The following is an 11,150-nucleotide window of genomic DNA, read 5'->3' on the forward strand; positions in this document are numbered from 1 at the left end:
AATTAATTATACTGTACCTTAAATATATCAATCAAGACTTCGGCAGGAACCATCCTATTAGGAAACCCTTCCATTAAATATAAAACCCTGGTTATTGATTCATGATTTAACCCCATTCTAAGTCCATAGTTGTATAGTTTAGATAATTCTTTCTTACTACGTTCTTGATCCGTATGCATTAACAATACCATTCTATGGAATTGCACTATACGCTCGCTATGCGATTTAAGTGTTATACAGTTTAGAGGATGCGCAACCAAATAATCAAAATCTTCTCTGGATACGTCAAGTTGTTGAGCAACTATTAGTAAAAATTTATATGCAACAGTCTTAATATTATCATCACTTTTTGCAAACGCAATCATCTCTGATAATAAGCTTAATTTTTCTACTCTGTTTGTCATAACTTATAAGGTAAATAGTACGGGATAAAGTTAGGTATAACTCTAACTTTGTAATCGTTGAAAATGAGTCACTTATCGAAAACACACCTGCTTTACATCGGCTATTTAGTTGCTTCTATCTGATATTATGTTTTTAAAAGAGAAAATTATACTAATCGCAACCTTAATTTCACATCGCTAATAAGTCTAAAAAATCCATTCAAAAGCATAGCTATCAACTATTTATAAATTTCATTTTTAAATTAGCAACATAAAAACCAGTAAACAGAAGCCTGTTTATTTACAACACCATCCAAAACGCTAGAAATAATAATTCTTATCCTAATAATGCACACTTGTCTTGATAGGTTTAATCCTCAAACGACTACTATTCCTCAATGGTAACCATACGCTTGTTTAATATAAATCGAACTATTCACAAAGACATGATAAGCAACTAATAAGTGCTGTTAGTAAAATAACATGCAAACAATACCATATCAACTATACAAGTTTGTACTTTTGCACTTTAAATATAAGACTATGATGACAAACAACGATATTTTAAAAAAGCTCAGAGTAGCGCACCAATTGCGTGATACAGATATTGTAGATATCTTAGCTTTGGTAGACTTTAGAGTGACTAAATCAGAACTAAACGCACTTTTTAGACGAGAAGACCATCCTAACTATGTAGAATGTGGCGATCAAATTTTACGTAATTTTTTAAATGGTTTAGTCATTCACTTAAGAGGGCCAATGCCTAAAAAAGGAGAGAAACCATCTGGCGATGATTCCGCGAAAGCGAAACCTAAAAAAATAGACTTAAACAAAACGTACAATAAGTCACAAAAAAAGAGCAACTAAATAGTTGCTCTTTTTTTTTATTATATACTTTAAAGTATTAAGCTAATACTGCTTGTACTTTATCTGCTGCTTCTTGGAATTCTGTAGCACTCATTACATCTAATCCAGAATCGTCAATTAATTTCTTAGCGATATCTGCATTAGTACCTTGTAAACGTACAATAATTGGTACACTAATGTTACCCATGTTTTTGTAAGCATCAATTACACCTTGAGCAACACGATCACAACGAACGATACCTCCAAAAATGTTAATTAAAATTGCTTTAACAGCTGGATCTCTTAAAATAAGTTCGAAAGCAATTTCTACTCTTGCTGCATCTGCAGTACCACCAACATCTAAAAAGTTAGCTGGCTCTCCACCTGCTTGCTTAATTAAATCCATAGTTGCCATTGCTAAACCAGCACCATTTACCATACAACCCACGTTTCCGTCAAGATCTACATAGTTAAGTCCTTGTTCTCCTGCTTCTACTTCAATAGCATTTTCTTCACGTAAATCGCGCATTGCTGCTAAATCTTTATGTCTAAATAACGCGTTATCGTCAATTGTTACTTTAGCATCAACTGCCATTATTTTATCATCACTAGTTTTTAAAACTGGGTTGATTTCAAATAATGAAGAGTCTGACTTGTCATAAGCAGTATATAATGCTGTTACAAATTTAGTCATGTCTTTAAAAGCTGCTCCTGATAAACCTAAGTTAAAAGCAATTTTACGTGCTTGAAAAGGTAAGATTCCTGTTGCAGGATCAATTTCTTCTGTAAAGATTAAATGTGGTGTTTCTTCAGCAACAGTTTCAATATCCATTCCACCTTCTGTAGAATACATAATCATGTTACGTCCATTACCTCTATTTAATAATACTGACATATAATATTCTTCTGGCTCAGAATCTCCAGGATAGTATACGTCTTCACATATTAAAACTTGGTGCACACGCTTACCTTCTGCTGAAGTTTGAGGTGTTACCAAATCCATTCCTATAATTTCTCCAGCGATAGTTTTAACGGCGTCTAAGTTTTTAGCCAACTTAACTCCACCACCTTTACCACGTCCACCAGCATGAACTTGCGCTTTAACAACGTGCCATCCTGTTCCAGTATCTTCAGTTAATTTTTTAGCTGCAGCAACCGCTTCTTCAGCATTTTGTGCTACAATACCACGTTGGATACGTACGCCAAAGCTGCTTAATAATTCTTTTCCTTGATATTCGTGTAAATTCATCTTGTTTAGAGTAAAATTTTAGAATAACAAAAGTAAATAATCATAGTTACTTACCCTAATATTTAATTATGAAAAAAGTTAACAAAATGAAGAATTTATAAATTGTTAAATAATTAACAATTTGTTTTAAATATGTAATATTATTATAATTTAATTTTTTAATACGACTAAAAAAATATCTTTGATCAAAAATTAAAAGATGCAAAACAGTCAATTACTTAAGATAGCAGAGGATTTTGGGAGTCCTGTATACATTTATGATGCAGATATTATAGCTGCACAATACAACCGTTTAACCTCTGCTTTTAAAACTGTAGACCAATTAAAGATTAATTACGCTGTTAAAGCCTTATCAAATATTTCCGTTTTAAAATTAATGAAACAGTTAGGTGCTGGACTAGACACAGTGTCTTTGCAAGAAGTACAATTAGGATTAGCTGCCGGATTTGATGCCGAAAATATCATTTTTACACCAAATGGTGTGTCGCTTCAAGAAATAGAAACTGTTGCAGCATTAGGGTGTCAAATTAATATTGATAACCTTTCTATATTAGAACAATTTGGAACTAAACATCCTAAAACACCAGTTTGTATTAGAATTAATCCACATGTAATGGCTGGTGGTAACACCAATATATCTGTTGGACATATCGATAGTAAATTTGGAATCTCAATACATCAGATTCCGCATATCTTACGAATTGTTGAAAACACAAAAATGAATATCAACGGAATCCACATGCATACCGGAAGTGATATATTAGATATTGATGTCTTTTTATATGCTAGTGAGATTTTATTTGAAACCGCTAAAAACTTTAGACATTTAGATTTTATAGATTTTGGATCTGGTTTTAAAGTCCCATACAACGCAGGAGATATAGAAACCAATATTGAAGAATTTGGAGAAAAATTAACCACGCGATTTAATCAGTTTTGCGCAGAGTATGGTAGACCATTAACCTTAGCTTTTGAACCAGGGAAATTTTTAGTTAGCGAAGCTGGTCAGTTTTTAGTTAACGTAAATGTGGTTAAACAAACAACCTCAACTGTTTTTGCCCAAGTAGACAGTGGTTTTAATCACTTGATAAGACCAATGCTATATGGCTCACAACATGGTATTAGAAATATTTCTAACCCAGAAGGCCGTCAACGTTTTTATAGTGTTGTCGGTTACATATGCGAAACAGATACTTTTGCAACTAACAGACGTATTTCAGAAATTAATGAAGGTGACATTCTAGCCTTTAGCAATGCCGGCGCGTATTGTTACTCTATGGCTAGTAATTATAACTCGCGTTACAGACCTGCAGAAGTTTTAGTTTATAATGGAAAGGCACATTTAATTAGAAAAAGAGAAACATTTGATGACATTTTAAACAATCAAATTGAAATTGATATATAACAGAAAGCACTCCTGTTACTATTTTAAAAAACCACTTCTAATATCGAAGTGGTTTTTTTGTATTTAATTGTAAACAAAACCACACAACAAAAAAAACGTCTTAACGAATAAAAATGCCTTTCATGGAGTTGCTTGTTTTTTAAACATTCACGCGTATGCATTTAAGCGTCATAAATTGCTTTTAGTCTAAAATAACCATTAGTTTCACTATAAAAAGGTCAATAACGATAATTAATTCTATCTTCTTCAATATTTTAAAATCAAATCCCTTAAATATGCTTTCTGATTCTAACCATCCCATATTGTCTGACGAAATTCACGATAAAGACTTTTTATCAACCATTGAAAACTCTCTCGCTATTGGCTCTTGGGAACTTGATGTTATAACTAACACCTTAAAATGGAGTTCTTTTACTAAAAAAATCCATGAAGTTACTAAAGATTACATCCCTGATGTGGAACATGCTATTAATTTTTATAAGGAAGGAATACACAGGGAGAAGATTACAAAACTATTTAATGACGCTTTAGAAAATGAAAAAAAATTTGATGACGAATTTATAATTGTCACTGCAAAGGGCAATGAAAAATGGATAAGAACTATTGGACATCCTAGATGTGTTAATGGAAAATGTACAGCCGTACGAGGCGTTTTTCTAGATATTACGGCAAAAACGATAGAAAACAAAAAAACAATTTTAAAAGAAAAACAATTTAGATCTCTTTTTAATTACTCTCTAACCGGAATGGCACTTTTAAGTCTAGAAGGTAATTGGCTTAAAGTAAATCACGGTATTTGTAAAATTCTAGGCTATACCGAAAAAGAGTTCTTAGAATCTAACTTTATAAAACAAACCCATTTAGAAGACAAAGACCTTGGTATTGAAGAATTAAATTTAATGCTATCCGGTACTTTAGATAATCATCAGATAGAAAAAAGATATATACACAAAAATGGCTCTAGTATCCATTGTGTGTTATCCTTAACAATTGTTAGAGATACCAATGGGGATCCTAAACATTTTATTGCGAATATTAATGATGTCTCTGAAATAAAAAAGGGCCAAAATAAAATAACAGACCTACTAAAAGTAACATCAAAACAAAATGATAGGTTAATCAATTTTGCCCATATCGTATCTCATAATTTAAGATCTCATGGCGGAAACTTAGAGATGCTATTAAAATTAAAGAAAGAAGAATATCCTGAATCTATTGCTGACGAATACTTTCCCCTTATCGAAAAAGCAGTCGGTAATTTAAATGAAACTATTCAGAACCTAAATGACGTCGCACTGTACCACTCTTTAGACAATAATAAACTAGAATCTTTAAATCTACTGCACTATACCACAAATGCATTAAGTAATATAAAAGGTATAACTCTCGCAAATAATGCAGAAATAAAGATCATAATAGACCAAGAGACTACGGTTAAAGCTATACCCGCCTATTTAGATAGCATAATTATAAATTTCCTTACCAATGCAGTCAAATACAAAAGATTAGATGTCGATCCTAAAATAACATTAGAAGCAGTAAAAAAACAAAAGCATGTGACCTTGACCATTAGAGATAATGGACAAGGTATTGATTTAAACAAACATGGTGATAAATTATTTGGTATGTACAACGTGTTTCACAAACACAAAGACTCCAGAGGACTCGGGTTATTTATTGCAAAAAATCAAATAGAGGCTATTGGTGGTAAAGTAAACGTCGAAAGCATTGTTGGAGAAGGCACTAAATTTATAATACAATTTAATCATGACTGATCCAATAGATTTAATTTGCATTATTGACGACGATCCGATCTATGCTTTTGCGGTACAAAAACTTTTTAAGATGAATAATTTTTCTAATAACTGTGTTATTTTTAAAAATGGGCAAGAAGCTTTGGAGGGGTTATCAAATCTTTTTAATGAACAAGACACTTTACCAGACTTAATTTTATTAGACATCAATATGCCAATAATGGATGGTTGGCAATTTTTAGAGGCTTATAAAAGCACAAGTCTATATAATAAAATACCAATTTTTATCACCAGCTCCTCTGTGGACACGTTAGATGTAAATAAAGCAGAAACTAACAGTCTAGTAAAAGGTTATGTCAATAAACCTCTTAATTTAGACAGCTTGACTTTAATTAAAAGTAAGTGTCTTTAATTACAATACGCTTGACAAAACGTTACTGCATTACTGTCTAAATCGTAAAAGGCATAGTTCTTAGTTTATCAAACCGCATTCTCTACGAGTATTGAAATGACTTATTTATCCTTTCCTACTTTTCCCGTAAAATGATTCACTTTTGAGCTCATCGGATTACCTGTTATACGCCTAAAAGAGGCTATTTGCCCGCAATGCCAAACAGAATCTGATATTGGACCATTAATATTATTCCAAAACGGAACTTTTGTATCACCAAAAATGATTTTAAATTCAGAGATATCCTCAGATTCTCTTAAAATATCTGCTGCTTGTTTTAAATTATTCAAAGTAGCACTACGCTTGTGTTCAAAAGTAAAATCGTTTTGCTCTTTTTTATTCTCTTTTTTTAATGTTGAATTCAAAAGTATTTTTGACAAACTATAAATATGATCTACAGTCTCTACAGAAGTTCTGACCGAATCACTTGGCTTATATGCCAAATCCGTTTCTGTCAAACCATTTGTCGCATGATAAAACCGAAATCCTAAAGCATCAACTTGTCTAGCAGCAACTGTACCAGCAGTAAAATATTTTGACGGTTCAGGCATTTCGTAATACGGCAACTCGTTATTTTGAGCAATCATGGTCGTTGTTAAAATTAAAGTTAGAATAAATAATCGCGTTTTCATTATCATCTATTATTATTAATATAATCCGTTGGATTCAAGTATCCTTCAGTTTCTTCAGAATATCCAGGACCAATTGGTAGGTTTAACACATCCCTTATCTCCAAATGCAAATGCGCTAAATAAGCACCATCAGCTGTACCAATGGTTCCAATAATAGTCCCTTTTACTATGTATTGCCCTTCAGACACTAGGATAGAACTACAATGCGCATACAGCGATTCTGTTTTAGATTTATCAGGATTGTGATGCACCATTCTAATCACCTTACCCCAACCTCCTTCTATATCCTCTGCAAAAGATACATAACCATTTGCAATAGCATAAATTGGATCTCCCAAATCCGTATTACCTCCTCCAACACCATTCCAGTCATCTCCTAAATGGTAGTTCTCTTGAAAGCCTTGTGCATTATAATAGCGCTTTGCATCTGGTTTACCAACAGGAAAATCATACCCATTAGTGATTTTAAAGGTGTCTAGCACTTTCTTTTTAAGTTTTACCACGTCTTCCTTTGCCTCTTGTTTTGTAGCATCGATAGCTAATTGTCCTTCTTTTTTACATTGAAAAAAAAGCAAGCAACATAAAAACATAACTTTATAATTATTCCACATCGTCATCTGTATTTAAAATCCCATCCCGTCCTTTTGAAACTAAGTTGTAATCTGCCCCATCTTTTGTAACGCTATAAGAAAAGGTACTACCCCAAACATCAAGAGTCAAATTTCTGTGCAAAGGGTTATTTCTAATAATAATACTTAACTCTTTGGGATATGTATTGAATTGTTTTTTTTCAGCTTTTAGTAATTCATGAATTTTCGTCATCTGCTTAGTCATCGTATTTTGATCTTTATTTATAAAAAACAGAAAATAAACTGGAACAGTCAGCAGAACAAGCAAAAACACTACTCTTAAATAAATTTCTCTTGAGGGATAAATCATAAGCTGTTTTGGCAACCCATGCTTCTTTTCGTATTTACGTTGTGCTTTTTTCTTTTTCCAAAATTTATAATCTAAAAAGAACAAATAAATATCAACAAAACATTCTAATATAATAGCGACTAGATCCACTTACTAATCTTTAAATTCCTTAACCTGTGGCAGATCACTTGTCCCGTACTTATCAAACAAATACACTAAACTTGTCATTGTTGCTGCACCAAGCTCCAACTCGCGTTTATTTACCGCATCAAACGTATCGTTTGCGGCGTGATGATGATCAAAATAACGTTGAGAATCTGGACGTAGACCGGCCATTACAATCGTTTCATTTTTTAATGGCCCGATATCAGCCCCGCTATATCCTTTTTCAAAATAATGAATAAGATATGGTTTGAATAACGACTCCCAACCTAACACTTTATTTAATACAGCATCACTACAGTCAAAACTAAATCCACGAGGGGAAAACCCTCCTGAATCACTCTCTAAAGCAAAGACATGATTTTCGTTTTTACGCTTAGCTTCTTCAGCATATTTCTTTCCGCCACGTAACCCGTTTTCTTCATTCATAAATAGTACAACTCTGATGGTACGTTTAGGTTTGATTCCGCTTTCTTTTAATAATCTGATCACATCCATAGATTGCACTACTCCTGCTCCATCATCATGAGAGCCATCTCCTAAATCCCAAGAGTCTAAATGTCCACCAACAACCATAAACTCATTTGGAAATTCGCTTCCTGTAATTTCACCAATAACATTATAGGACAACACGTCTTCAAACTGCTGACAGTTTTGTTTAAAATAGAATTTTAAATTCGTGTCTTTTTTTAGTGCTTCAGACAACTTATTTGCATCATTTGTACTAATTGCTGCTGATGGAATACGTTGGTCGTTTGATAAATCCATATATCCCATGCTTCCCGTATGCGGCAAATCGTCTTGACGTAAATTTAAAGATCTCACTATAACTCCAACAGCTCCCAATTTACTAGCTTCATACGCACCCGCGTACCGTTGTTTAGAACAGCCGCCGTAAGCTTCAAAAGTGTGTATTAACTCAGGATTCATTGCGCCATTAAAAAATACTATTTTACCTTTAACCTTAGTTCCGAATTCCGCCAACTCTTCAAAGCTCTTAACTTCTATAACTGTGGCTTCTAGTCCTGATTTTGGTGTTGCAATAGAACCTCCTAAGGCACAAATATTAACATCAAACCTACTAGTATTAGTTGTAAAATGTGCAACTTCTTTATCCCCACGTTCCCATTTTGGGACCATCACCTCTTGCAACCACACTTTATCTAATCCCAATTTGTCTAGTTCTGATTTTGTGTATTGCACTGCTTTTTCTGCACTTACAGATCCTGATAAACGACCACCTATTTGATTTGACAAATGATCTAACCATTGATAAGCATTTCCATTAGTCAAAGATTGACTGTAAATGGTTTTTAATGCGTCTTGATCTGATTGAGCTGTGACGTTTAATGATAGTAAAAATGTTATAAATAATGCTAGTTGTTTCATGATAGGTTGCGTTAGTGATTGAACGGTTTGTCTGAGCTCCTCGCAGAGAGCGAGTAGTGAAAGCACGACCTTTATCCTGAACTACATTCAGGATAAAGGTAACGCCCAAATAATATTACTCGTTGTTTAATTGCTCTTTATACAAATGGAGATTGGCTTTAGTTTTATCGTCTAACTCTGGTTCTTTTATGTCTTTATATTCTTTTAATGTATCATATAAAATTTGAGCTACAATTAGTCGTGCTGTGTGCTTATCGTCTGCAGGAATATTATACCAAGGTGCATTTTCTGTGCTTGTACGGTTTATAGCATCCTCATAGCAGTCCATGTATTGATCCCATAGCTTGCGCTCTTTTAAATCGCCTGCAGAAAATTTCCAATTTTTCTCTTTTTTCTCTAAACGACGCAATAAACGATTACGTTGTTCGTCTTTTGATAAATTCATAAAGAATTTAAAAACCAAAGTCCCATTATCTGTTAAGTGCTTCTCAAAATTATTGATTTGTTCAAAACGCTTATCCCAAAAGCTCTCGTTGACATCGTCAACACTATGAATAAATGGCAGTTTTTCTCCTAAAATATACTCTGGATGTACGCGTGTTACTAATACATTTTCATAATGTGTACGGTTGTGGACGCCAAATTTACCTCTTGCCGGTAATTTTATGTAGTGCCTCCATAGATAATCGTGTTTTAACTCCAATTCAGTTGGCACTTTAAAACTCATAACCTCAACACCTCTTGCATTAAAATCTTTAAAAACCTCACGTATTAAACTATCTTTTCCAGACGTGTCCATACCTTGTAAACAGACTAATACGGAATATTTACCGTGCGCATACATGGTATCTTGAAGATCTCCTAATTTACGTCTTACTCTTTTTAGTTCTTCTTCCGTAGTATCCTTATCTGCTCCTAAATCAACCTGACTTGGTAAGTCACTTAACTTAATTTTAGACGTGATTTTATGGTCATTACTATTGCTATTTTTCATTGTTACAATTTATTTACTAAATATAATGCAATTATTTTATTCCTTGATTTTAATCCATTTCAATATTTTACAAACAACAAAGAATTATCTTACAAAAACATAATTTTAATCGATTAAATGATGTTTTACACCGCTTAATTGCAATATTTTCTTATTTTCGCAAACCCAAATTAAAAACATCCTACTTATGAAAAAAAAATATTTACTCCTGGTACTATCTATTATCTTTTTAAATACGACTAATGCCACTGTATATCAACAAGGTGATGTACACACAAACCTTAGAATAGTAAGTAAAAATATAACAGAAGGTATTAAGTCTTATAATTTTGAAGGATTAAAGTATCATGCCAGAATAGCAAAAAAGTCTATTGAAACAACTAAGAGTCTATTGGAATCTACAGATTGTACTACAACTTATGACTTAGCACAAAGCATCTCTACTTATCTAGACACTGCACTATTAGGTGATGATTTGGCGGCAGGACGATCTTACTTATATATGGCTGAAGAATTAATAGACAAAACCTTTTATGAATATGAAGTTTGTACTACCGCATCAGATGATACTAGTGCTGTTTCTGATGGTAATACCAATGAATTGTCACAATTAGAACAGCAACAAGCGGATCTGAAGAGACAACAAGCCGAATTAGAGCAAAAGGCTAACGATTTAAAAAGAAAGCTTGAAGAACAAAAAGTAAAAGCATCTTTATTAGAAAAAGAGGTTTTTATGACACAGCAAGACAAAGCAATAGCTAAAAATATAACAAGCTATAACGAGTTATTAAAAAACTGTAATTGTAATGCTACCATTACTGACACGCCTGATGACAAAACAGCATTATCGTCTAAATCTATAGAACAATTAAGATCTTACTATTTAGATAAAATAATACGTATAACGGAAAATTATATTCAACAACTAAACAGTTGTAAATAATAGAATAAAAAAAGCCTCAATAAA

The 11,150-nt window shown here is 32.9% G+C and carries 12 protein-coding genes; 5 read left to right on the plus strand and 7 right to left on the minus strand.

Features of this window, described 5'->3' with window-relative positions; genetic code table 11:
- Positions 1–2 precede the first annotated feature (2 nt).
- Positions 3–404: a TerB family tellurite resistance protein gene (locus tag E9099_RS02275; RefSeq protein WP_136582119.1), complete on the minus strand. Its 402-nt coding sequence runs from the start codon at positions 402–404 to the stop codon at positions 3–5.
- Between the two features lie 525 nt (positions 405–929).
- On the opposite strand from E9099_RS02275, the gene E9099_RS02280 reads away from it, so the two are divergent.
- Entirely contained in the window at positions 930–1,250 is a 321-nt protein-coding gene (locus E9099_RS02280) for a DUF1456 family protein (protein ID WP_101017550.1), read from the plus strand.
- A gap of 37 nt (positions 1,251–1,287) precedes the next feature.
- Here the strand turns inward: E9099_RS02280 and sucC are convergent, their stop codons facing one another.
- Entirely contained in the window at positions 1,288–2,478 is a 1,191-nt protein-coding gene (sucC, locus tag E9099_RS02285; RefSeq protein ID WP_090839032.1) for an ADP-forming succinate--CoA ligase subunit beta, read from the minus strand.
- A gap of 199 nt (positions 2,479–2,677) precedes the next feature.
- Here sucC and lysA point away from each other — a divergent pair, with 199 nt between their 5' ends.
- The 3 genes from lysA to E9099_RS02300 all read left to right on the plus strand — a co-directional run bounded on the left by lysA (position 2,678) and on the right by E9099_RS02300 (position 6,049).
- Positions 2,678–3,883 (plus strand): diaminopimelate decarboxylase, encoded by a 1,206-nt coding sequence (gene lysA / locus E9099_RS02290; protein WP_136582120.1) that lies wholly within the window; start codon positions 2,678–2,680, stop codon positions 3,881–3,883.
- A 275-nt stretch (positions 3,884–4,158) separates the two neighbouring features.
- Entirely contained in the window at positions 4,159–5,658 is a 1,500-nt protein-coding gene (locus tag E9099_RS02295; RefSeq protein ID WP_136582121.1) for a sensor histidine kinase, read from the plus strand.
- The gene (locus E9099_RS02300) at positions 5,651–6,049 is read left to right on the plus strand and encodes a response regulator (protein ID WP_136582122.1); all 399 of its coding nucleotides are present in this window, start codon (positions 5,651–5,653) and stop codon (positions 6,047–6,049) included. Before E9099_RS02295 ends, E9099_RS02300 begins: the two co-directional genes overlap by 8 nt.
- A 101-nt stretch (positions 6,050–6,150) precedes the next feature.
- Here the strand turns inward: E9099_RS02300 and E9099_RS02305 are convergent, their stop codons facing one another.
- From E9099_RS02305 to E9099_RS02325, 5 genes are all read right to left on the minus strand, one after another.
- On the minus strand, positions 6,151–6,720 hold the full coding sequence (locus E9099_RS02305; RefSeq protein WP_136582123.1) for a hypothetical protein: 570 nt from the start codon (positions 6,718–6,720) through the stop codon (positions 6,151–6,153).
- Positions 6,721–6,722: 2 nt separating this feature from the next.
- Entirely contained in the window at positions 6,723–7,295 is a 573-nt protein-coding gene (locus E9099_RS02310) for a M23 family metallopeptidase (RefSeq protein ID WP_240788942.1), read from the minus strand.
- A gap of 25 nt (positions 7,296–7,320) precedes the next feature.
- A complete protein-coding gene (locus tag E9099_RS02315; protein ID WP_136582124.1) occupies positions 7,321–7,788 on the minus strand; it encodes a hypothetical protein in 468 nt (155 codons plus the stop codon).
- Positions 7,789–7,791: 3 nt separating this feature from the next.
- Positions 7,792–9,189 (minus strand): M20/M25/M40 family metallo-hydrolase, encoded by a 1,398-nt coding sequence (locus E9099_RS02320; RefSeq protein ID WP_136582125.1) that lies wholly within the window; start codon positions 9,187–9,189, stop codon positions 7,792–7,794.
- A gap of 115 nt (positions 9,190–9,304) precedes the next feature.
- Positions 9,305–10,183, minus strand: a complete 879-nt coding sequence (locus tag E9099_RS02325) for a PPK2 family polyphosphate kinase (protein ID WP_136582126.1) — start codon at positions 10,181–10,183, stop codon at positions 9,305–9,307.
- 187 nt (positions 10,184–10,370) lie between these two features.
- On the opposite strand from E9099_RS02325, the gene E9099_RS02330 reads away from it, so the two are divergent.
- Complete coding sequence (locus E9099_RS02330) at positions 10,371–11,126, plus strand: hypothetical protein (protein WP_136582127.1); 756 nt, start codon at positions 10,371–10,373, stop codon at positions 11,124–11,126.
- The last annotated feature ends 24 nt before the right edge of the window (positions 11,127–11,150 follow it).

It is taken from the genome of Psychroserpens sp. NJDZ02 (assembly GCF_004843725.1).
Lineage (GTDB): Bacteria > Bacteroidota > Bacteroidia > Flavobacteriales > Flavobacteriaceae > Olleya.

Coding starts and splice junctions, on each gene's coding strand:
- E9099_RS02275 (WP_136582119.1), bottom strand. CDS start 404: ATGACAAACAGAGTAGAAAAATTAAGCTTATTATCAGAGATGATTGCG.
- E9099_RS02280 (WP_101017550.1), top strand. CDS start 930: ATGACAAACAACGATATTTTAAAAAAGCTCAGAGTAGCGCACCAATTG.
- sucC (WP_090839032.1), bottom strand. CDS start 2,478: ATGAATTTACACGAATATCAAGGAAAAGAATTATTAAGCAGCTTTGGC.
- lysA (WP_136582120.1), top strand. CDS start 2,678: ATGCAAAACAGTCAATTACTTAAGATAGCAGAGGATTTTGGGAGTCCT.
- E9099_RS02295 (WP_136582121.1), top strand. CDS start 4,159: ATGCTTTCTGATTCTAACCATCCCATATTGTCTGACGAAATTCACGAT.
- E9099_RS02300 (WP_136582122.1), top strand. CDS start 5,651: ATGACTGATCCAATAGATTTAATTTGCATTATTGACGACGATCCGATC.
- E9099_RS02305 (WP_136582123.1), bottom strand. CDS start 6,720: ATGAAAACGCGATTATTTATTCTAACTTTAATTTTAACAACGACCATG.
- E9099_RS02320 (WP_136582125.1), bottom strand. CDS start 9,189: ATGAAACAACTAGCATTATTTATAACATTTTTACTATCATTAAACGTC.
- E9099_RS02325 (WP_136582126.1), bottom strand. CDS start 10,183: ATGAAAAATAGCAATAGTAATGACCATAAAATCACGTCTAAAATTAAG.
- E9099_RS02330 (WP_136582127.1), top strand. CDS start 10,371: ATGAAAAAAAAATATTTACTCCTGGTACTATCTATTATCTTTTTAAAT.